17 protein-coding genes are annotated in these 22,385 nt (G+C 62.8%); 7 read left to right on the top strand and 10 right to left on the bottom strand.

The genetic code is table 11. The features are described from left to right. Positions 1–2: 2 nt before the first annotated feature. Positions 3–251 carry a hypothetical protein gene (locus BXE_RS02880; protein ID WP_007179077.1) on the bottom strand — a complete coding sequence of 83 codons (249 nt, stop codon included), beginning with the start codon at positions 249–251 and terminating at the stop codon, positions 3–5. A 250-nt stretch (positions 252–501) separates the two neighbouring features. After that, complete coding sequence (locus BXE_RS02875; RefSeq protein WP_011486936.1) at positions 502–855, bottom strand: BON domain-containing protein; 354 nt, start codon at positions 853–855, stop codon at positions 502–504. Positions 856–1,398: 543 nt separating this feature from the next. Between BXE_RS02875 and BXE_RS02870 the strand changes: the two genes are divergently transcribed. From BXE_RS02870 to BXE_RS02860, 3 genes are all read left to right on the top strand, one after another. Then, positions 1,399–2,883, top strand: coding sequence for a TAXI family TRAP transporter solute-binding subunit (locus tag BXE_RS02870; protein WP_011486935.1), 1,485 nt, complete (start codon positions 1,399–1,401; stop codon positions 2,881–2,883). 103 nt (positions 2,884–2,986) lie between these two features. After that, positions 2,987–3,637 carry a 2-hydroxychromene-2-carboxylate isomerase gene (locus BXE_RS02865; RefSeq protein WP_011486934.1) on the top strand — a complete coding sequence of 217 codons (651 nt, stop codon included), beginning with the start codon at positions 2,987–2,989 and terminating at the stop codon, positions 3,635–3,637. Between the two features lie 245 nt (positions 3,638–3,882). Next, positions 3,883–4,863, top strand: coding sequence for a LysR substrate-binding domain-containing protein (locus BXE_RS02860; RefSeq protein ID WP_011486933.1), 981 nt, complete (start codon positions 3,883–3,885; stop codon positions 4,861–4,863). A gap of 81 nt (positions 4,864–4,944) precedes the next feature. On the opposite strand, the gene xdhC is transcribed toward BXE_RS02860, so the two are convergent. From xdhC to xdhA, 3 genes are read right to left on the bottom strand one after another with little or no spacing between them, the layout of a single operon-like run. After that, complete coding sequence (gene xdhC, locus BXE_RS02855) at positions 4,945–5,547, bottom strand: xanthine dehydrogenase accessory protein XdhC (RefSeq protein ID WP_011486932.1); 603 nt, start codon at positions 5,545–5,547, stop codon at positions 4,945–4,947. Positions 5,548–5,590: 43 nt separating this feature from the next. Continuing rightward, complete coding sequence (xdhB, locus tag BXE_RS02850) at positions 5,591–7,957, bottom strand: xanthine dehydrogenase molybdopterin binding subunit (protein WP_011486931.1); 2,367 nt, start codon at positions 7,955–7,957, stop codon at positions 5,591–5,593. A gap of 29 nt (positions 7,958–7,986) precedes the next feature. Next, entirely contained in the window at positions 7,987–9,510 is a 1,524-nt protein-coding gene (xdhA, locus tag BXE_RS02845) for a xanthine dehydrogenase small subunit (protein WP_011486930.1), read from the bottom strand. A 390-nt stretch (positions 9,511–9,900) separates the two neighbouring features. On the opposite strand from xdhA, the gene BXE_RS02840 reads away from it, so the two are divergent. Then, positions 9,901–11,112: an MFS transporter gene (locus BXE_RS02840; RefSeq protein ID WP_011486928.1), complete on the top strand. Its 1,212-nt coding sequence runs from the start codon at positions 9,901–9,903 to the stop codon at positions 11,110–11,112. Between the two features lie 615 nt (positions 11,113–11,727). On the opposite strand, the gene BXE_RS02835 is transcribed toward BXE_RS02840, so the two are convergent. Further along, on the bottom strand, positions 11,728–12,180 hold the full coding sequence (locus BXE_RS02835) for a hypothetical protein (RefSeq protein WP_038456940.1): 453 nt from the start codon (positions 12,178–12,180) through the stop codon (positions 11,728–11,730). Positions 12,181–13,028: 848 nt separating this feature from the next. On the opposite strand from BXE_RS02835, the gene BXE_RS43190 reads away from it, so the two are divergent. Next, on the top strand, positions 13,029–13,478 hold the full coding sequence (locus BXE_RS43190; RefSeq protein ID WP_011486925.1) for a hypothetical protein: 450 nt from the start codon (positions 13,029–13,031) through the stop codon (positions 13,476–13,478). 500 nt (positions 13,479–13,978) lie between these two features. On the opposite strand, the gene BXE_RS02820 is transcribed toward BXE_RS43190, so the two are convergent. From BXE_RS02820 to aspT (BXE_RS02810), 3 genes are all read right to left on the bottom strand, one after another. Continuing rightward, entirely contained in the window at positions 13,979–15,643 is a 1,665-nt protein-coding gene (locus BXE_RS02820) for a bifunctional aspartate transaminase/aspartate 4-decarboxylase (RefSeq protein WP_011486924.1), read from the bottom strand. An 89-nt stretch (positions 15,644–15,732) separates the two neighbouring features. Beyond that, positions 15,733–17,415 (bottom strand): aspartate-alanine antiporter, encoded by a 1,683-nt coding sequence (gene aspT, locus BXE_RS02815; protein ID WP_011486923.1) that lies wholly within the window; start codon positions 17,413–17,415, stop codon positions 15,733–15,735. 153 nt (positions 17,416–17,568) lie between these two features. After that, positions 17,569–19,251, bottom strand: a complete 1,683-nt coding sequence (gene aspT / locus BXE_RS02810) for an aspartate-alanine antiporter (protein WP_011486922.1) — start codon at positions 19,249–19,251, stop codon at positions 17,569–17,571. A 437-nt stretch (positions 19,252–19,688) separates the two neighbouring features. Here aspT (BXE_RS02810) and BXE_RS02805 point away from each other — a divergent pair, with 437 nt between their 5' ends. Continuing rightward, positions 19,689–20,687, top strand: a complete 999-nt coding sequence (locus BXE_RS02805; RefSeq protein ID WP_011486921.1) for a 2-hydroxyacid dehydrogenase — start codon at positions 19,689–19,691, stop codon at positions 20,685–20,687. On the opposite strand, the gene BXE_RS02800 is transcribed toward BXE_RS02805, so the two are convergent. Continuing rightward, positions 20,684–21,301 (bottom strand): plasmid fertility inhibition factor family protein, encoded by a 618-nt coding sequence (locus BXE_RS02800; protein WP_038456946.1) that lies wholly within the window; start codon positions 21,299–21,301, stop codon positions 20,684–20,686. The two genes, BXE_RS02805 and BXE_RS02800, sit on opposite strands and share 4 nt — an antisense overlap. An 88-nt stretch (positions 21,302–21,389) precedes the next feature. On the opposite strand from BXE_RS02800, the gene BXE_RS02795 reads away from it, so the two are divergent. Then, positions 21,390–22,214: a crotonase/enoyl-CoA hydratase family protein gene (locus BXE_RS02795; RefSeq protein ID WP_011486919.1), complete on the top strand. Its 825-nt coding sequence runs from the start codon at positions 21,390–21,392 to the stop codon at positions 22,212–22,214. The last annotated feature ends 171 nt before the right edge of the window (positions 22,215–22,385 follow it).

Raw genomic sequence — 22,385 nt, 5'->3', positions numbered from 1 at the left:
GGCTATTTGAAAAACCGGCAGGTGAGGTCGGCCTCGAACTGCCGTACCCATTGTCCGTGACGGTCGTGATAAGACTGCGCCCAGCCGCCGCGCCGCACGGTGACGAGGCGCTCGTGCGCGGCATCGTCCGGATCCGCGCAGGCACTGATATCGAAATGCGCCGGGGCAAAACCGTGTCGCGCGCACACCAGTTCGAAAGCCGCCCGATCGCTGATAGGCAGATCGGTATAGCGCAAAAGCGAGGTTTCCATGACGTTGACTCCGGTTCCCTACGCATCACAGTACGCTTCCCAACGCGTCAGTAATGTGTCACAGCGCACGGTCGCGCCGCGGCGCCGCCGCCGTGCTGCCGGCGACTGCCAGGACTCATCATCGCCGCTTCAAAAATCGGCAAATTAAAATAAAAAAGGCTCCGGTTTTTTTGCCGGAACCCTGGTGCACACCTGCATCACGATGGCGCATGGCGGCGTGCAGCCGCCCGCGCCAGATGCCGCAGCCGGCTTACTGCTGCATGACGGTCAGCTTGTTCGACACCGACGTCACGCCCGCGACGCCCTTGGCGACCTGGCCGGCAGCGTCGATCTGGCCTTGGTCAGGCACCGAACCCGTGAGCGTCACTGCGCCGCCGCGAGCGCGCACGGCAATGCTGGACACGTCGATACCTTGCGCCTTGGCCAGCGCGCTACGCACCTTGCGACCGAGCTGGCTGTTCGCCTTCTTGACCGTTTTGGCGCTGGCAGCCGGCGCGGCGGTCGTGCCGGTTGCCGTTGCGTCGCTTGCCTGAGCGTACACATTGCACGCCACTACCATTGCCACGACCGAGCCCAGCGTTTTCAGAAAACCGACCGATTTCATAGCTTTTCTTCTCCTTAGCTTCACATTGGACCGCATATACAAGCGGCTTCGTACGACTTCCGGCAGCCACGCGGACACGCGCGACAAGACGCGCGGCCAGCGACGGCCGACTATGGCTGCAACACGGTGTGCGAGAGGCGGAGAAGCCGGCTGCCGTTGCCGCATGCGATGACGGGCATGCAATGCGGTCCGGCAGACCAGCAAGCCGCGAAGTCCGCGAGCGCGCCCAGTTCTTGTGTGTCTTGCCGGGTCGCGCTGCACGAAACGTCAGTTCGCGGCAGCGATGCACAATTTAATCTAGCCGGGCCAGAAGCGCAAAGGGTTTAGTCAAACGGAACGCACGAATCGCGTTCGGGCGCACCGCTGTCACACGGCGTTCACGATTTGTTACGGGTTTGTCGGTGCGTGCCGCCGCCGCGCGTGCCGCCGTGCGGGCAATCTCAGGTACCATCGGCGCGACGCCCGCTGCCGCGCGGCTCGTGCGCCATTCGCCGCAGCGCGCCGTCCCTGTTCACTTTCGACCGTAGCCGCCACCGTCATCCGATGAAGCCTGCCACCGGCCGCAGAAGCCCTCCCCGTCTCGTCGCCCGTTTCGTCGCGATCTCCTGGCGCGATCTCGCCGTCTCGTTCGGGCCGATCCTGCTGATCGCCGCCGTTGCGATCTGGGTCGCCGTGCGTCTGATCCAGCCGGCACCGCCCAACACGCTGACAATCAGCGCCGGCCCGGAAGGCAGCACCTTCTGGAACGCGGCGCAGAAGTACAAGGAGATTCTGGCGCGCAACCGCATCACGCTGAATGTGCTGTCCTCGGAAGGCTCGCTGCAGAATCTCAAGCGCCTGTCCGATCCGAAGTCGAACGTGGATGTCGGCTTCGTGCAGGACGGCGTCGCGCCCGGCCCGGCAGCCCGAGGTCTCATGTCGCTCGGCAGCGTGGCCTATGTGCCGCTCGCGATCTTCTATCACGGCCCGACCGTCACGCGGCTCTCCGAATTCAAGGGCGAGCGGCTCGCGGTCGGCGCCGAAGGCAGTGGCACGCGCGAGCTGGCGCTCGCGCTCCTCAAGGCCAACGGCATCGTGCCGGGCGGCGCGACCCGGCTGCTGCCGCTCTCGGGCGACGACGCCGCCAGCGCACTCGTCTCCGGCAAGGTCGACGCGGCGTTCCTCGCCGGCGATTCGGCGCAACCGGCTGTGATGGGCAAGCTCTACCGCACGCCGAACGTGCAGTTCTACGATTTCTCGCAGGCCGACGCCTACACGCGCCGCTTTCCCTATCTGACCCAGCTCACGATGCCCATGGGCGCGTTCGACCTCGGCAAGAATCTGCCGGCCGCGCCGATTCATATGGTGGCGCCGACCGCCGAGCTGGTGGCGCGCGACTCGCTGCATCCCGCGCTGTCCGATCTGTTGATCGAGGCCGCGCGCGAGGTGCACGGCAAGGCGAACATCCTGCAGCGCGCCGGCGAATTCCCCGCGCCGCTCGCGCACGATTTCCCGATCAGCGACGACGCCGCGCGCTACTACAAGTCGGGCAAGAGCTTCCTCTACCGGATCCTGCCGTTCTGGCTCGCGAGTCTCGCCGACCGGCTGCTGGTGGTCGTGGTGCCGCTGATCGTGCTGCTGGTGCCGGCCTTGCGTCTCGTGCCGTCGCTGTATGCATGGCGGGTGAAATCGCGCATCTATCGCTGGTACGGCGCGCTGATCGCGATCGAACGCAGCGCGCTCAGCGACCATTCGCCCACCGAACGCGCGTCGCTGCTCGAACGGCTCGACGCTATCGAGGAATCCGTCAACGGTCTGAAGATGCCGCTCGCCTACGCCGATCAGTTTTACGTGCTGCGCGAGCACATCGGCTTCGTGCGCCAGCGTCTCACGCAGCCGCGCGAGACGCAGCGCGACGGCGCCGGGAATGAAACGCAAGGCACGGGCAACGGGCCCGGCGAAGCCGGCGCTCCGCCCGCGCCGTCCGCCGCGAACGAAGCGGCTGAAATCGGCGAAACGCCCAACGGCGGCGCCGCGAAACCATATTGACGGGTTATTGACGGGTGCAAGCCGCGACCGCACCGCGTAAGATCATTACAATTTCGACGGTTTAGCAGACGCGCCGTTCGGACCAGCAATCCGGGAGACATTTATGACCGTTGGCATCGACGCCAGACAACCGCTGTGGTTTTACGACTTTGTCTCGCCGTTCACGTACCTGTTGCTCGAGCAACATGACAAATGGCCGGGCTTCGACTTCGTGTTCACGCCGGTCGTGCTGAACGACCTCTATCGTCACTGGGGGCAGCGGCCGGCTTACGGCGTGCCCTCGAAGCGCACCTTCATGTACCGGCACGCGCTGTTTCGCGCGGAACAGCTCGGCATTCCGTACAGGATGCCGCCGGCTCATCCGTTCGATTCCATGAAGCCCCTGTTGCTCGCCACCGCCGCGAACGGCGACGTCAATTTCGTGCGCGAGATTTTCCGCTTCATCTGGCGCGAAGGCCGCGATCCGTCCACGAACGAGGCCTTTGCGGAACTGTGCGAGCGCGTCGGCCTGCCCGAGGGCCCGGAACTCATCAAGGATCCGGAAGTGAAGGCGCAACTGCAGCGCAACACGGCGGACGCGATCGGCCTGGGTGTCTACGGCGTGCCGACCTTCCGTCTGAACGATCAGTTGTTCTGGGGCGAAGACGCGCTGCCTATGGTGCTGTACTGCGCCCGCACGCCGAACTGGCTCGAATCGAAAGAAGTCAAACGGATCAGCACGCTGCCGTCCGGACTCGTGGATTCGCAGACGTAGGCGACACGGAAGCCTGAAGCAGGCGTGAGGCGCGTCCCGCGCGGCACCCTGGCGCGTTTGTCAGGGCGAAATGGTCCTGCTGATGCCGGCCATACCGTGCCCGCTATGCCGCTACACCGCAATCGGGCCTAAGGTTATGTCCTTTGCGCCGTGCGCGCCGGCGCCCCGCTCTCCCGAGCCGTCTCGCGGGCGGCGCCGCACGGCGCTTCATCGGATCCGATCCGTTTGCCCGCCTCGCTCAAATCATGGACGACACCGCCGCCTCCCTCGATATCTGGCTCGTGCGCGTGCTGCGCACGCTGCTGGTCGAGCGCAGCGTCACGCAGACCGCGCTGCGCCTGAATCAGACCCAGCCGGCTATCAGCACCGCGCTGCGCAAACTGCGCGAGACGCTGAACGACCCGATTCTCGTGCGCGGCAAGTCGGGCATGGTGCCCACCGAATACGGAGAATCGCTGCTCGCCTCCGCGCAACGCGTGCTGCGCGAAGTCGATTTCGTCGCGACGCCGCATGGCGACTTCGATCCCGGCCGCTCGCGCCGCACCTTTCGCGTCGCCGCGCCGGATTATCTGAACGACTTCTTCATGCCTACCGTGATCGCGCAGTTTCGCGAGGCGGCGCCGCACGCGCGGCTCGAAATCGATTCGCTGAGTCCGATGCTCGATCATTGCGCCGCGCTCGATGCCGGCGAACTCGATCTGGTGATCGGCAACTGGCCGAAGCCCGAGCCGCGCTTCGAACGCAGCGACCTGTTCTCCGATACCGTGGTGTGCATGATGCGCGCCGATCATCCGTTGACGCGCGTGCCGCTTACGCGCGAAGCGTATCTCGCCGCGCCGCATCTCGCGCCAACGCCGTATAGCGGCGCGAGCAGCGGCGCCATCGACATGGGCTTTGCGCGGGCTCGCGCCGAACGCCGTATCGTCGCCACGCTGCCCTACTTCGGGCTGGTGCCGCAGACGCTGCTGCAATCCGACCTGATCTTCACGACGACACGCCGTTTCGCGATGCACTACGCGGACATGCTGCCGCTCGCGGTGGTCGAGGTGCCGATTCCGTTTCCGCGCATCAAGTGCTATCAGCTGTGGCATCCGCAACCGGATAGGCCGAGCGATGTCGGCTGGCTGCGCGCACTGATGTCCAGGGTGTCGGACGGACTGGTCGCGCAGAAGGTGCGGCGCGCGAAGCGGGCGCCGCAAAAGGAAAGGTCAGCCGCGACGGGTTGAGCGGGATGACATTCAGGTTTGCAGTTCGGCGGGCGCCGCTTGAGCGCCTCGTGCCGGCTGGCTAATTTCTGCCGTTGTTCTTCAAACGCTCGCGTAGAGCTTCTGCGTGGCGGCCTGCGCCACCATCTGCCGCGTACGGATCTGCAGCAACTCCGCGCAAACCGCGACGGCGATCGCCGCAGGCGCCTTGTCGACGATACCGGCCACGCCGATCGGACACGTCATCTCCACGAGCCGGTCCGGATCGACGCCCCGATCGAGCAAACGCCGCTCGAATTTCACGCGCTTCGTCTTCGAACCGATCATGCCGAAGTAGGTGAAATCGCGCCGCCGCATGATGCGCGCGGCGAGCGAGAAATCGAGCGCGTGGTGATGCGTCATCACGAGAAAATATGCGCCGGGCGGCACCGCGTCGACGATCGCATCCGGCGTGTCGGTCGCCTCGATCTGCACGTTGGCGGGTGTTTCGTCGGGGAACAGTTCATCGCGCTCGTCCACCCACTGGACGACGCACGGCAAGCTGCCAAGCAGCTTGATCAACGCATGCCCGACGTGTCCCGCGCCGAACAACACGATATGCATGGGCGCCGGACGCGGCATCTGCACGGCGCCGCGCCGGCCAATCTGAACGGACGAAAAATCGTTCATGGCGATCGTTCCAATTCCAGTGAGCGTGTTGTCCATGCGCTGGTTTCCCGGCTCGTTCGTTACTGCGCTTCGGCCACACTTAACGGCGCGGCGCCGCGGTGGCAGCCCGCACCGCGCCGACCGCCTTGAGGATTTCCTCGCTGGTCGCGGGTGCGTTCAGCGGCGGATTAACCTTATGGCCGCCGACTGCCGACACCGCATCGCGCACGGCGAAGAACACCGAGAACGGCAGCAGCAGCGGCGGCTCGCCGGTCGCCTTCGAACGATGGATGCTGTCCTCGGCGTTGCGGTTCTTGAAGAGGCGCACGCGGAAGTCCGGCGGCGTATCGTTGACGGTCGGAATCTTGTAGGTGGACGGCGCGTGCGTCATCAGCTTGCCGCCCGCGTTCCACCACAGTTCTTCGGTCGTGAGCCAGCCCATGCCCTGAATGAAGGCGCCTTCCACCTGGCCGACGTCGAGTGCCGGGTTCAACGAGGCGCCCACGTCGTGCAACGCGTCCGCACGAAGCACGCGCATTTCGCCGGTCAACGTGTCGATCACCACTTCCGACACGGCCGCGCCGTACGAGTAGTAGTAGAACGGCCGGCCTTGCAGCTTCGATTGATCCCAGTAGAGCTTGGGCGTCGCATAGAAGCCGTCCGACCAGAGCTGGATACGCGCCAGATAAGCCTTCGCGATCACTTCCTCGAACGGCACGACTGAATCGCCCACCACCACCCGGTCATGCGCGAAGCGCACTTCCGACGCGCTCACCTGTCCCGCGCCGAAGCGCTCAGCGGCAAACGCGGACAGACGTTCGCGCAACTGGCGCGCAGCGTCCTGCGCGGCCTTGCCGTTCAGATCGGAGCCCGTCGAGGCCGCCGTCGCCGACGTATTGGCGATCTTGCTGGTGTCGGTTGCCGTCACGCGAATGCGGTTAAAGCCAATGCCCAGTTCATGCGCGACGACCTGCGCGACCTTGGTGTTCAAACCCTGGCCCATTTCGGTGCCGCCGTGGTTCACCAGCACCGAACCGTCGGTGTAGATATGCACCAGCGCGCCGGCCTGATTGAAGTGGGTCACGTTGAACGCGATACCGAACTTGACCGGCGTCAGCGCCATGCCCTTCTTCAGGATTGCGTTGTTCGCGTTGAACTCGTTGATCGCCGCGCGCCGCGCGCGGTATTCGCTGGTCGCTTCGAGTTCGTCGATCAACTCGTGGATCACGTTGTCTTCGACGATCTGGCCGTACGGCGTCTGGTTGCGCTCGGTCTTGCCGTACAGATTGCGGCGGCGCACGTCGAGCGAATCCTCGCCCACCGAGCGCGCCACGTTGTCCATGATGTATTCGATCGCGAACGCGCCTTGCGGACCGCCGAAGCCGCGGAACGCCGTGTTCGACTGCGTATTGGTCTTGCCGCAGAAGCCGTCGATCGTGACATCCGGGAGCCAGTACGCGTTGTCGAAGTGGCACAGCGCGCGTGTCATCACCGGACCGGACAGGTCGGCGGAAAAGCCGCAGCGCGAGGTCATGTCGACCGTCACGCCGTCGATCACGCCCTTGTCGTCGTAGCCGACTTCATACGTGTAGTGGAAATCGTGGCGCTTGCCCGTGACCATCATGTCGTCGTCACGGTCCGGACGCAGTTTCACCGGGCACAGCAGCTTCCATGCGGCGAGCGCCGCGCAGCACGCGAACAGACCCGATTGCGATTCCTTGCCGCCGAAGCCGCCGCCCATACGGCGGCATTCGATCAGCACGTTGTGCGACGCCACGCCCAACGCATGCGCGACCAGGTGCTGCATCTCGGTCGGATGCTGCGTCGAGCAGTAGACGTGCATGCCGTCGTCGTCTTTCGGCACCGCGTACGAAATCTGGCCTTCCAGGTAGAACTGCTCCTGGCCGCCGAGCAGCATCTCGCCGGCTTCGCGATGCGCGGCGCGGGCGATCTTCGTGCCGGCTTCTCCGCGCGCGAGTTTCATCGGCGGCAGCACGTGCTGGTTCGCGGCGCGGGCCTGCTGCGCGGTGAGAATCGCGGGCAGTTCCTCGTAGACGATTTCCGCGCGGCGCGCAGCCAGACGCGCGGTTTCATGCGACGTCGCGACCACGATGAAGATCGGCTGCCCGATGTATTGCACGAGGCCGTCGGCGAGAATCGGATCGTCGCCGTGGATGATCGGGCCGACGTCGTTGACGCCCGGGATATCGTCGGCGGTGAAGATCGCGACCACGCCCGGCGTGGCGCGCACCTTGTCGAGCGAGATCGAGACGATCTTCGCATGCGCTTTCGACGAAAGGCCGAGCGCCGCGTGCAGCGTGCCGGCGAGCGTCGGAATATCGTCGGTGTAGGTGGCGCGGCCGCTCACGTGCAGATGCGCGGACTCGTGCGGACGCGAGATGTGGACCTGGGTGAAGTCGTCGGGATCCTGAAGGTTTTTCAGGAACGGTTCGGCTTGCTGATTCATTGTTGTGTTCTCCGTATCCTTTGGGCTTTTCAGACGCCGGCCGGCGCGCAGGCCGCGGCGACCGCGCGCACGTCCAGCGCGCTCTTCGGCAGCGGATTGTCCGGCCGCGTTTCGAGCCAGAAGCGGTACAGCGTGTTCTTCGCCGATTCGAGGCGATAGTTGCTGGTCGCGCGCATGTCGGACAACGGCGCGTAGTCGTTGCCGAGCGCGAGCATCGCCGCCTGCGCCGTCGCTTCGTGCCATTCGGCGTCGCGCAGCACGGCTTCCGCGTGCGTCGCCCGTTTGGACGTAGCGGCCATGCCGCCGAATGCGATGCGCGGCTCGCGGATCAGGTTGCCGTCGGCGATAAAAGCGAAAGCGGCGCACACCGCCGAGATGTCCGAATCGAAACGCTTCGAAAGTTTGTAGGTGCGGAATTGCAGGTTCTGACGCACGCCGCTGCGCGTCGGCACTTTCAGCCCGACGACGAACTCGTGCTCCGCCATGTCCTTCTTCTGATACGCGAGGTACAGATCTTCGAGCGGCATTTCGCGCTCGATCTCGCCGCCGCGCACGATCACGCGCGCGCCGAGTGCAATCAGACCCGGCATCGAATCGCCGATCGGCGAGCCGTTGGCGATGTTGCCGCCGAGCGTGCCGGCATTGCGAATCGGCAGGGACGCGAAGCGTTGCCACATTTCGTTCAGTTCGGGATATTGCTTCGCGATCTCCGCATAAGCCTTTTCGACGCTGACACCCGCGCCGATCTCGATCCATTCGCCATTGGTTTCGAGCTTCTGCAACCCGGCGATCTGCCCCACATAGACGATGTTGCCGAGCTCGCGCATCTGCTTGGTGACCCACAGGCCAATGTCCGTGCTGCCGGCAAGAATGCGCGTGGCCGGTTCGGCTTCCTTGATCCTGGCGAGCGCCTCGACCGTGCGCGGCGCGTCGAACTGCTGGCCCGCGTGCTCATAGTGGAATGTGTCCGTGCGTTCGAGCGTGCCGAGCGCGCGGACGAGCGCTTCGACGTTCACCGGCGCTTTCGGCGCGGGCGCTTCGAACATGCGTACCGCCGCGTCGACGATCGGACGGTAGCCCGTGCAGCGGCACAGATTGCCCGTCAACGCGTTGCTGATCGCTTCACGCGACGGCACCGTCCTGTTGGCGCAACTGTGCTCGTGGCCGTGCTTTTCGTAGAGCGACCACATCGACATGACGAAGCCCGGCGTGCAGAAACCGCACTGCGAGCCGTGACATTCGACCATCGCTTCCTGTACCGGATGCAGCGAGCCGTCCGGCTGGCGCAGGTCTTCGACGGTGAAGAGCGCTTTGCCGTCGAGCGTCGGCACGAACTGGATGCAGGCATTCACCGCCTTGAAGTCGACGCCGCCCGCCTCGTTGCGCTCGCCGATCACGACCGTGCATGCGCCGCAGTCGCCTTCGGCGCAGCCTTCCTTGGTGCCCGTGCAATGCGCGTCTTCGCGCAGATATTGCAGGACCGTGCGGGTGACGGGCGCGTCCTTGATCTCGCGGATCGCGTTGCGGTGATAGAAGCGAATCGGCTCAGTCATGTCTCGTTACTCTCGAATGTTCTGTGTCCGCGGGGACGTGCAGCAGGGATGGTTTGAAAACTATCACCGTCAATAAACACAACCCATAGCTCCGATCGCATGAGGGACATATCCGCAAAAAGATATCGAGATGGGTTTGAGGGGCGGTTGACTTATGGTGCATTTGAATTTTTGCCTTATTTTTGATTTTTATATTGCTCAGCAGACAATCTGTAGCGAACCGCTTTTGCTGCTCATGCCGGGAAAACAGGCCTGAACGGGCCGAAACCGGCCCACTATAAGGTTCCTGAAATGGCCCTTTGCGGGTCGATTTATTAAGCAAGTTCTGCAAGAGAATTGGTTCCATGTGAAAATCACGTCTTCCCGCCGAATTCAAGTCTCGTTTTCCCCATGTCCACCGACTCAGCGACACCTCACAGCGAATTTGCGACCACTCTCCAGATCATTCCGGTCGTCTTTTTCACCTTTCTTTGCTACCTGACGATCGGCATTCCGCTGGCGGTGTTGCCGGGCTACGTCCACGACGACCTGGGGTACAGCGCCGTGCTGGCGGGTGCGGCGATCAGCGTGCAATACCTGGCTACGCTGGCATCGCGGCCGCTGGCCGGCCGTTCCGCGGATACGCTGGGGCCGAAACGGACCGTTACGATCGGCTTGCTGGGTTGTGGCGCGAGCGGAGTGCTGTTGTTGCTGGCCGTGCTGTGTGGCCGCTGGTCCGTGCTGAGCCTCGGGTTGCTGGTGTGCAGCCGGCTCGTGTTGGGATTCGGCGAGAGCCTGTGCGGTACGGGGGCGATTCTGTGGGGCATCGGCCGGGTGGGCACAAGCAACAACGCGCGGGTGATTTCGTGGAACGGCATCGCGACGTATGGCGCGTTGGCGGTCGGTGCGCCGCTCGGCGTGGCGATTGCGCATACGGTTGGGTTTGCGGCGCTGGGGATTCTGGTGATTCTGCTGGCCGCGCTCGGGTTTTATCTGGCTCGTCCGATTGCACCAGTGCCGGTCGTGCATGGTGAGCGCATGTCGTACCGGAGTGTGTTTACTCGCGTGTTGCCGCATGGGATCGGGTTGGCGCTTGGCTCGGCCGGGTTTGGGTCGATTGCTACTTTCATTACGCTGTTTTATGCGGCGAAGCATTGGCCGAATGCGGCGCTTTCGTTGACCGTGTTCGGTACGCTGTTTATCGGGGCGCGGTTGTTGTTCGCCAATACGATCAAGACGTATGGGGGATTTCGGGTCGCGATTGCTTCGTTTTCGTTTGAATGCGCAGGGTTGCTGATGTTGTGGCTGGCGCCCGAGCCGCATGTTGCTCTCGCTGGGGCGGCTTTGACCGGGTTTGGGTTTGCTTTGGTGTTTCCCGCTCTTGGGGTCGAGGCTGTTGGGCTTGTGCCGCCGGCTAGTCGGGGGGCGGCTTTGTCGGCTTATTCTGTTTTTCTTGATCTCTCGCTTGGGATTACCGGGCCGTTGGCTGGGTATATTGCAGGTGAGTTTGGGTATGGGTCGGTGTTTCTCTTTGCGGCGGTTGCCGCTGCCGTGGCTGTGGGGCTCTCGACTTTTCTTTATCTTCGGAATGCTAAGGTTACTAATTTGCCTGCGGCGCTTTGAGGTTTTTTTTCGGGGCTGTTTGGGGTGGGGCCTTTTTTTCGGGGAGCTTCGGGTTTTGGCCTTTTTTTGAATTGTTTTTGGTTTATTAGGGTTGCCCCTGTGCGGGGCGGCACTCACTTTCTTTGCGGCCGCAAAGAAAGTAAGCAAAGAAAGCGGCTCACACCGCCAGTTCTTAAGCGGGGCCCTCGCGCAGCCACGGTAGTGGTGCATCTGGAATCTGCACTCTCGCACATTCGGCGCATGTGACAAGGCCGTCATACTTCCCGCCTCGCGCTACGCGCTCGTCTGAACGGTCTGCTCAAAACCAGAGACTTCGTTTAAATGCGGTTAGGCCGTCGGCTTTGCCTCGGCGAGACGCCGGAATAAGCTTCCACTTGTTCAAGGCCCGTTTCGCTTGAACGCATATGCGTTTCATACGGCACTCACCGCACAGGAATTCGGCCCGCGTTCCAAGTTTTAACGCCGTACCCTTCAGATACGAACAACGCATATGGTGCGCCTATTGTTTGCGCCTGTTGTTTGCGCCTGTTGTTTGCGTCTTCCGTTTGTACCTTCCGTTTGTACCGCTCTTCTGTATCTCTTTTCGAGGCTGGTCTGAAGTGCTGTGTCTCTGTGTCAGTGCGCCGTTGCTATACGTCGCGCCATCGTTTTGAAGCGAATCGCCCTGCTCGGCACTACCCTGGTTGCGCCGATTCGTTCGCGATTGTCTGATGGCTTCCGAAGCGCCTTGGCCAGAAGGTTCGCCGCGTGACGCGCCTTGATCCGGCTTTGAGGTACTTCTTTCGCGTCCAGTGCAATGACCTGATACAACTCACTGTCGATCTCGGCCTCCCTCTGGTAATCCTCGCCCGTGTCGATCAGCAGCTCCAGCAATCTCCTCTGCCGATGCCGTTCTTCACGCGTCACCGCCGGACTCCTAACTATTGAGACCGCAAGCGTAATCAGCTTCTCCAGTTGGCTCAGTTGCCGTTCAACCAGCCCAAATGCAGACAAAGCGAGTTTCTCGTATTGAAGCGCCTCAACCGGCGGGCGCGACGTGGTGCGTGAATTCTTGGCGGATTTACTCATGACGCGATCTCCCTGAAACTTACCCGGATCGCCCGACACTCACTTGAACGTTGGTGAGCGGGCACAATGACGGGATTCGCAGACCGGCACGTAGAACCAACAACCGGTGAGCCTTGAGGCTCCCCCGCCAAGGCCCGCCCATGAGAAAAAGACGTGCGAAGGCAGCCGCACTCCTGCTTGTGCAAGCATGCGGGTTCTACGTAACACAGGCTGCGAAACCTGTTTGCCGTGAACCGCACGACAAACCGAGTTTAGCGACATCATCCCGCGAGTGGTTATGCGTATGGACTAAAACGCGTCCGCGGCCACGAATTCCGATATTTCGCAAACATCCTCCCGAACGGAGGACTACACCACCCAGGAAATTTCTGCAAAAACCCTCGCTGATGTGCAGACGAACTACCGCGACGGAAGCATGACGGCCTTGTCACATGCGCCGAATGTGCGAGAACACAGATTCCAGATGCACCGCTACCGCGACTGTGCGAGAGCCCCGCTTATGAGCTGCCGTTGTAAAACGCGACAGTGAGAGACGCTGCAATGAATACACACGACGATGGGCGCATGTCTCGCATGCCGGAGCCGTGCGAACTGGAGCAGGACGAGTACAGCTTCATGGCGAGCAGTTTGCAATGCGTTCTGCTCCGTAACGATGTGACGCTGACGTGGTCCGGTCTCGCGGAAATCAGATTGGTCCGATATCTGCATCCCGCGCAACGCGGTGCAATGGATCGCGCGCTCAGGCGGTCCCTCGGTTCCCCCTGCTGCGAGTCCTTCCTTGGCACGCCTCCGTGCGGCGCATCACATATATTTGAGCGTTTCCACACCCGCCCCGGCACGTTGCGCATATGACATATCACGCTGTTACAGTCACGCTTGAAAATATCGGCGGCATCGTTGTCGTGAAAGACAAGTACAACTCCACAACGCAGGGCGTTACATTCAATGCCACGATTGCGGGGAAGCGCCAATATGCCGTCGTGATGCGTGGCAATCCCCGGCTGGACAATGGCATGGTCGTGACTGCGGTATTGCGTGATCCTGAGAACTGGCAAACGCTGGCGGGTTGGCTCAATCACGCAACCGGCGAAATTTGCGGCGTGGATTCGCCCGGTCAGCGGGGCGCCATTTGTGCGTTCACGATCCTTTTCGGAATCGTTTTCCTGCTCAGGGCACTGCGTCCGGATACAGGCACGGCCTTCATGGTGGTGCTGATTTCCGTCATGGTGGCGGGTAATGCGTGGTCGATGCTTGCGCTGCGCAAGTCACTCATTGTTTACCGGCTACTCAAGCCGTGAGTGTTGCGCTGAAATTCGAGCCAGCATCGCAAGCGGTATGTGAGGAAACGGAAAAGGCCGCGCGAGGCGGGCCGGGACATCAATGGTCGCGCAATTCTCCGCTTAACGTCACCAATTGGAAGATTGGATGATGTCGGTGTTGATCCACTCCTTTGCCGACTTGCCGCGCATCATTGGCAAGGCCCGGCAATACGCGAGAGCCCCCCGCAGACGGCCTGTTATGAATTGCCCATCGGCGCGCGCAGCGCCGCCGGAGGTATGACAGCCTTGTCACCAGGGCTGAATGTACGAGAACACAGATTCCAGACGCACCACTACCGAAACTGCGCGAGGGCCCCGCTTATGAGCTGGCGGTGTAAAGCCGCTTTCTTTGCCTACTTTCTTTGCGGCATGCAAAGAAAGTAGGTGCCGCCCCGCACAGGGGCAACGCTAATAAACCAAAAAACAATTCAAGAAAAGGCCACCCCCCCAAAAAAACCACCCGGCCGCCAGCCCCACCCTCACTCCACTTTCCCCTTATCAAGCGTCTTCCCAGTAGCCGCATTAAACCGTTCGACATACTCCTCGATCAGCTTACGCAACGCACGTCCAATCTGCCGATAATCCGACTCATTAAGATTCGCCAACGACACCCGCCCCGACGGATGCTTAGTACCAAACCCACGCCCCGGCAACAACACCACCCGCGCCTCCCTGGCCAGCCGGAACAAAAGCTCCGAAGGCTCCGTATTCTTGAAAAGCCACTCCACGAACTCACGCCCAAACGCACGCTCGCCGAGAAACTCCATATCAAGAATCGTGTAGTAATCCACCTGATTCTTGTCGTCGTCTTCAAACGAAATTCCGATCTCCTCATACAGCGCCCGCTTGCGGCTACGAATCAACCGCTTCAACGCATTCTTGTACGCATCGGGCGTATCCATCAGCGAGAACAGCGAGAACAACACCATCTGCACCTGCTGCGGCGTCGACAGCCCCGCCGTGTGGTTCAACGCGACAGTCCGGCTATCCGCCACCAGACGATCGATGAACTTGAGCTTATCCGGCTCCGTCGTAATCGACTCATAGCGCGTATGCAATTCCTTCTTCACATCTTTCGGCAATTCGGCAATCAACCGGTCGAGCACGTTGTCCCGATGCGTCGCGATCGTGCCGAGCCGCCAGCCCGTCGCACCGAAATACTTCGAGTACGAGTACACGAGAATCGTGTTTTTCGGCGCAAGCGCAAACAGCGACACGAAATCGTCGGCAAACGTGCCATACACATCGTCCGTCAACAGGATCAGGTCGGGCCGCGCTTTCACGATATCGGCGATCTGTTCGAGGCTTTCATCGCTGATCCGCACCGAGGGCGGGTTGCTCGGATTCACGAGAAAGAACGCCTTTACTTTCGGGTCGCGCAGCTTGTCGAGTTCCGCTTTCGAGTACTGCCAGTTATTCTCGACGTCAGCGTTCAGATTGACGACGTTCAACTGATAGTCGTTCAGCCGCGGAATCTCGATGTACGGCGTGAAAATCGGCATGCCGAGCGCGATCGTATCGCCCGCCTTGATGAGCCGGTTCTCGCGCAGCGTGTTGAAGATGTAGGTCATCGCGGCCGTGCCACCTTCCACCGCAAAGATGTCGAACTCGCCGATGAACGGATGCTTGCCGATCATCTCGCGCCGCAAGTACTGCCCGACAATCACCTCGGATAGCTTCAGCATCCGGTCCGGCACCGGATAGTTCGACGCGAGAATGCCCTCGCACATCTCATACAGAAAGTCGCCCGCAGACAGTCCCAACTGATCGCGCACATACGACACCGCACCGCGCAGAAAATCGATCCCGGGCACGCCCCGGTTTTCGCGCAGGAACAGCTCGAAACGCTCGGTCAGGCCTTCGCGCTTCGGAAAGCCGCCGACGCCTTCCGGCATGTAGGCGAACGAGCGCTCCGATTCGCGCATCGCAAAGAGGCCGAGTTGCCAGAAGCCGTGACGCGGAATCGTCGCGAGAAAATTCGGATTGCCGCGCCCGGCGTTGAGCATGGATGCATTGGCGGGCCGCTCCACGGCGCTGCCGCCAGCGGCCTTGATCAGTTCGTCCTTCAACTCGAACGGGCTGAGCGCGGAGAAATCCTGCTCTGCCGTATCCGCGTGTTTCTTGTCGCCCTTCTCTTTTGCCATGATGCGTTCTCCTGAGCCAAGTGAAAGACGCCGGCGCGGCGAATGATCGCCCGATTAACGCCGGCGTAAGAGAGATCGATAGACGTGCGCTAGACCAGCCCGACCACGAGCGGACCGAGCAGCGTCAACGCAACGTTCGCGATGGCATACGTGATCGCGAACGGCACGGTCGGCACAGCGCTTTCGGCCTTGTCGAGCACGCCGCCGAATGCCGGATTCGCACTGCGCGAGCCGGACAGCGCGCCGGCCAGAATGGCCGAGTTGTTGTACTTCAGCACGTAGCGGCCGAACAGCATGGTGAGCAATAGCGGAAACAGCGTGACGAACACACCGAGCAGGAAGATCGTCATGCCGCTCTGTTTGACGGTGACCACGGCCTGCAAGCCGGAGTTCAAACCGACCACCGCGACGAAGGCCGCAAGGCCGAAGTCCTTCAGCAACTGCGAGGCCGCGGACGGCATCGCGCCGTACATTGGATGCTTGCCGCGCATCCAGCCGAACAGCAACCCGGCCAGCAGGCAGCCGCCACCCGAACCAAGGGTGAGCGGAATGCCGGCCACGTTGACGACGATCAGCCCGATCAACAAGCCGAGCACAATGCCGACGCCCATGTAAATGAAGTCGGTCTTGTTGCTGTACGGCAGTTCGTAGCCGGCTGCCTCGGCGGCTCGCTTGGTGTCTTTCGGCGAGCCGTAAAAGGTGATGACGTCGCCGTGCTCCAGTTTGGTTTCCGGCAGGACCGGCAGCGGCTGGCCTGCGCGCGAGATACTCTGGATATAGACGCCGTGCCGCATATCGCGATCCACCACGGCCCGCGCGGCGGCGATCGTGGTGTGGTTCATGCCCTTGCGCGTGAACACGGCTTCGCGGGTCTGCATGACGGCGCCGACGTCCTCCACGGTGGCAACCTCGCCTCCGGCCGCGCCGAATTCGACCACTGCCTCGCGGCGGCCGACCACGAGGACCACGTCGCCGGGTTTCAGGATCAGACCGGGCGCCGGGTCGAGCGGCTGGCCGTCCCGCTTGATCCGCTCGATCGTCAACAGGTCTTGATGCAGCGTCTCCACAGCCTTCACCGTTTTTCCGGCGCTGACATCGATCTTGTACGCGCGGCCCACCATCTCGGGCAACGCGGAGAGTTGCCCCGGGCCAGCGGCCGCCGCGCCCGCCGTCAGTTCGCGCTCCACTTCGACCGAGGCTTCGCGCAAACCCTGCCCCATGAACTTGGGCAGAATATTCACGCACACGATGATCGCGCCCAACGAGCCGAATACGTAAGTCACCGCGTAGGCAATCGCCACGTCCGATTGCAGCGACTTGACCTGATCGGCGGGCAGGCCGAGACGCGCGATCGCGTCGCCCGCCGTGCCGATGATCGCCGACTGCGTGAGCGCGCCGCCCGCGAGTCCGGCGGCAAGCCCCTTGTTCAGGTGGAACAGCTTCGCGCATACGACCACGGTGATCAGCGCGGTGACGGCCAGAAAGACGGCCATCGCGATCTCACGCAGCGTCTTGCGGTTCAGTGAGTTGAAGAAGCCCGGACCGGAGTCGTAGCCGACCGCGTAGATGAAGACGGCGAACATGACCGACTTCACACCGTTGTCGATCGTCACGCCCGCCTGACTGATCACGACCGCGGCCAGCAACGACCCGCCCACACCGCCCAGCTGGAATTTGCCGAAGTTGATCTGGCCGATGAAGTAGCCGGCCGCGAGCGACAGAAACAGCGCAATCTCGGGTGATTTCTGAAAGATATGATGTAGCCAGTCCATCGTGCCCTCGCTGGATAGTTTGCGATACTGAGTACGGGTTGCTGCCTGTGCATGCGCGGCGCAATCGTGTCGCGCCGCATACCGTTTGCCGTTTGCCGTTTGCCGCATCGGCCGGACGTGGCATGGCGCGCCACGGCCAGCACATCTGCCCGCCTAGTGGAATTTCCCGGCGAGACCGACTACCACTGGCCCCATCAGCGGCAACAGAATGTTCGAGAGTGCATACGTGATCGTGTAGCCGATCACGGGAGTCGAGTTGCCGGTCACGCCCACCAGTGCGCTGATCGCGGGCGTGCTGCATTGCTGGCCGGCAATCGCGCCGAGCAGCATGGGCGCCTCGAGCTTGAGAAACATGCGGCCGATCCATAGCGACAGCAGGCCCGGCACGAGCACCATCAGAATCCCGGCCACCGGCAATGCCAGACCGTACTCGCGCACCAGCTTGATAGCGTCCGGTCCGGCCGACAAACCCACCGCGGCGATGAACGTGGCAAGGCCGAAGTCCTTGAGGATTTGCGCCGCCGCCGAAGGCAGCGACCCGACCACCGGGTAACGCGAACGGATCCAGCCGAACAGCAGCCCCGACAGCAGACAGCCGCCGCCCGTGCCGAGCGCGACCGAGACGCCGCCGATCCGCCCGCCGAGATGGCCGATCGCCATGCCGACCAGCACGCCGAGCCCGAGATAGACGAAGTCGGTCTTCTGCGTGGCCACGACCACGTAGCCCAGACGCTTCGCGCCGCGCTCGACGTCGGCCTTGCCGCCCACCAGCGTCAGCACGTCGCCGCGATTGAGTTCGGTGCCGGGCAGTGCCGGCACCGTGGTCTCGAGCCGCGTGACCGCCGCAATGTAGACGCCGCGCCCGTTTTCGGGCGTCGCCTGTTCGCGCACCTGCGCGACCGTCAGACCGTGCAGGTCGCGGCGCGTCAGCACCACGTCGAGCTTCTCGGCTATTACCGGCCCGAAGTCCGAACCGTCCACTTCTTCGCCGAGAGCGGCCGCGGCCGCCACGATCGCTTCACGCCGCCCGCCCACCAGAATGACGTCGCCGGATGCGAGCGTGAGTTGCGGCTCGGCCGGCACGTTCGCGCCGTTGCGCCGCACGCGCTCGACCGTCAGATTGAAGCCGTACTGCTGCTCGAACGCGCGGATCGTTGCGCCGGCCGCCGCGCCGACGTGGAACGCGCGGCCCACCAGCGCCGGTGCGGCGGCGAGCTGACCCTCGCCGTATGCGCCGTCGCCGCCGAGCTTGCGCCACACGCGCTCGGCTTCGTCGCGCAGATTGATGCGCAGCAGCAGCGGCGCGAACTGGCTCGTGAAGAGCACGATGGTGATCAGGCCGAACAGGTAGCTCACGCTGTATGCGGTCACGATGTTGGCCTGCAGGCGCGCCGTTTCCGCCTCGCTGAAGCCGAGCTTCGAAATCGCTTCGGAAGCCGTGCCGATCACGGCCGACTCGGTCGCGGCGCCGGCCAGCAGGCCGGCGGCCGTGCCGGCGTCGAGCCGCATGGCGGCCACCGCGATCATGATCAGCGCCAGCACCGATACGATCTCGACCACCGACAGCAGACCGTAACGCCAGCCGCGCCCGATGTTGGCGAAGAATTGCGGTCCGCCGGTGAAGCCCAGCGCAAAGATGAACAACGCAAAGGCGATGTTCTTCAGGTCGGGGGCAAGACGCGCGCCGGTCTGACCCAGCAGCAACGCCACGATCAGCGTGCCGCACACGCCGCCCAGCTGGATGGGCCCAATGCGGAACGAACCAATGAAATATCCGATTGCAAGGCTTGCGAACAGCGCGATCTCAGGTTGAGATCTCAGCAATTCACCGATCATGTTGGCTCGCCGATTGACGGGTTTTTAGCAGGAGGCTGAAAAATCATTCAAGGAATTCCAGCCAATTCATTTTCACCCAGTATGACGCCCCAGATTACTCAACCGGCATAGCAATTGAGTGAAAACATAATTAATGGCAATGGGATGACGCGAGTCGCGTCCAAGGTGGTATGCCGCATTGCAGCGACAATGCTGGAACGGTATTCCGCTAGCTCGACAGTCACTTTTTCCTCGCGAAGTTGCCTAACGCCTTGAAAAAGACATAGTCTGCTGATGGCCAATTATTACAGCATGCGTAAACATGCTTTGTTGAGACTGCTTTTTTAATAAATATGGTAGTTCGGTCAGACTGTCAATATTATTTTCAAATCCCGGCCGATTCGTCTTCGCGAAAAATGATCTTTTAGCGCCCCGTATGTATTACCTCCGGAGCTCACATGCGCATCATTCTTTTCAGCAGCCGCCAGTACGACAGCGACACCTTTACCGAAGCCAATGCATCGCACCGCTACGAACTGCATTTCCAGGAATCGCACCTGGATAGCGAGACTGCCGTTCTCGCCCAGGGCTATGAAGTGGTGTGCCCGTTCGTCAACGACCACGTCGATGCGGCGGTGCTCGAACGGCTTCACGCCGGCGGCACGCGGATGATCGCATTGCGCTCGGCGGGCTTCAATCATGTCGATCTGGACGCGGCCGCGCGGCTCGGCATCACGGTCGCGCGGGTGCCCGCGTATTCGCCGCATGCGGTGGCCGAGCATGCGGTTGGTCTGATTCTGGCGCTGAACCGGCGCCTGCCGCGCGCCGCCGCACGCACGCGCGAAGGCGACTTTTCGCTGCACGGGCTGCTCGGCTTCGATCTGCATGGCAAGACCGTGGGCGTGGTCGGCACCGGCATGATCGGTCGCGTGTTCGGTCGCATCATGGCGGGCTTCGGCATGCAGGTGCTCGCGCACGATCCCGGCACGCCCGCCGACGACCTGCTCGCGCTAGGCGCCCGCTACGTGCCGCTCGACACACTGCTCGCCGGGTCCGACATAGTCAGCCTGCATTGTCCGCTGGTGGCCGGCACCTACCATCTGATCGACGGTCCCGCGCTCGCCAGAATGAAGCGCGGCGCGATGCTGATCAATACGGGCCGCGGCGGCCTCGTCGAAAGCAATGCGCTGATCGGCGCATTGAAGGACGGTCAGCTCGGCCACCTCGGGCTCGACGTGTACGAGGAAGAAGGCGGCCTGTTCTTCGAGGATCACTCGAACCTGCCCTTGCAGGACGACGTACTGGCGCGTCTGCTGATGTTCCCGAACGTGATCGTCACCGCGCATCAGGCGTTCTTCACCCGTGAGGCGATGAGCGAGATCGCCCAGACCACGCTCGCGAACGTCGCGGCATGGCGCAACGGCACACCGCGCAACGTGGTGCGCGCGCCCGTTTAGACGCCGCCGCCGCTGTTCAGCGAAGTCGCGCGGACCACCGTGCGCGCGTCGTCCGCCGCGCCGCAGAGTTCGCGCAGCAACAGCGCCTCGCGTTCGTGCACTTCCACCGGAAACCAGCGCGCGCCCGCCTCGGCCAGATAACGCGCGCGATGCTGGCCGTTGCGGAACGCCACCACGCCTTCGCGCTCCAGTCCGACCCAGCCGAGCAGACCCGGCGCGCGACGCGTCGAGATGGTCACGTACGGCATCTGCGGAACGCGCGTATTGTCCGGATCGAGGAACTCGCGAATGCCGCGCACCTTGCCGGAATGCCATTCGGCAACCGGCTTCAAAACATAATCGGTGTTGTCGCGATCGGCACAGACGAGCAGCTTGCGCACGTCGACGAGTACCACCTGGTGCCGCGTGCCGTCCGTAACGAAGACGCGTTTCAGGCGCACATGGTCGTACCATGAATGCTCTTGCAGCGGCACGATCCAGACCGTCTCGGCACAAGCCGGCGCGGCGGTTGACGATGAATTGGACAAGGGCAAAGGCAGGCTCGATAAGCTGGCGAAAAATCGCCAGCGCGTTAGAAGAGCGCTAAAGCTACGAGCCGATTGTGTAAGAAGCATGACAGGCCACGGTATTAACTATGCTGCATGAACACACTGCGCGAAAACCCGGATGAACAGGCAAACGCGGACCGCTATGGAGACAACGATGGTAACCACGCAAAATTTCAATGACCACGTGCGCATCGAAGCTAATGAGGATATCGGCGTCGCCACGATCGTCCTTGAGCGGCCCGCGCGCCGCAATGCCGTCGATCGTCCTGTCGCGGAAGCGCTCAGCGCCGCGTTCGCCTGCTTCGAAGCCCAGCCGGCCTGGCGCGCGGCGGTGCTGTTCGGCGCGGGCGGCACTTTCTGCGCCGGCGCGGACCTGACCGCTCTCGCCGACGACACCCGTCGCAACGAACTGCACGCCGACGGCAGCGGTCCCGGCCCGATGGGACCGACGCGCACGAGCTTCAGCAAGCCGGTGGTCGCCGCGATTGCCGGCTATGCGGTTGCGGGCGGTCTGGAGCTGGCGGCGCTGTGCGATCTGAGAGTGGTCGAAGAAGACGCCGTGCTCGGCGTGTTCTGCCGGCGCGTCGGGATTCCGCTGATCGACGGCGGCACGATCCGCCTGCCGCGTCTGATCGGTCTGTCACGCGCACTGGATCTGATTCTGACGGGCCGCGCGGTGAGCGCGCAGGAAGCGCTCGGCTTCGGTCTCGCCAATCGCGTGGTGGCCAAAGGCACGGCTCGCGCCGCAGCCGAACAGTTGGCCGCCGAGCTGGCGGCCTTGCCGCAGGCGACGTTGCTCGCCGACCGCCGCTCCGTGCTCGAGAACAGCATGCTCGACGATTTCGCCGAAGCGCTGCGTCGTGAAGGCGCTGGCGGCTATCGAGCCGTCTTTGAAGAAGGTATCGCCGGCGCGGCGCGTTTTGCCGAAGGCACAGGCCGTCACGGCAAGACGCTCGATGCCGGCGGCGGCACACGCTAGACACTCGTCGGCGCCGGGCACGCCGCCGTTTTCAGCGAAAAACAACAACCGCCCTTACGATCAGCAAGGCTGTTTTGACTTAGGTAGAATCCCCTACTGTTTCACTTCTTTGTACGGCGCACGCGTGCTCGCCCCGAAAACGCGCGCCGGCCGCGCGGCGCTCCCGTCGCG

The sequence above is a fragment of the Paraburkholderia xenovorans LB400 genome (assembly GCF_000013645.1).
Taxonomy (GTDB): Bacteria; Pseudomonadota; Gammaproteobacteria; order Burkholderiales; family Burkholderiaceae; genus Paraburkholderia; species Paraburkholderia xenovorans.
This window is presented reverse-complemented; position numbering and strand designations above follow the sequence as displayed.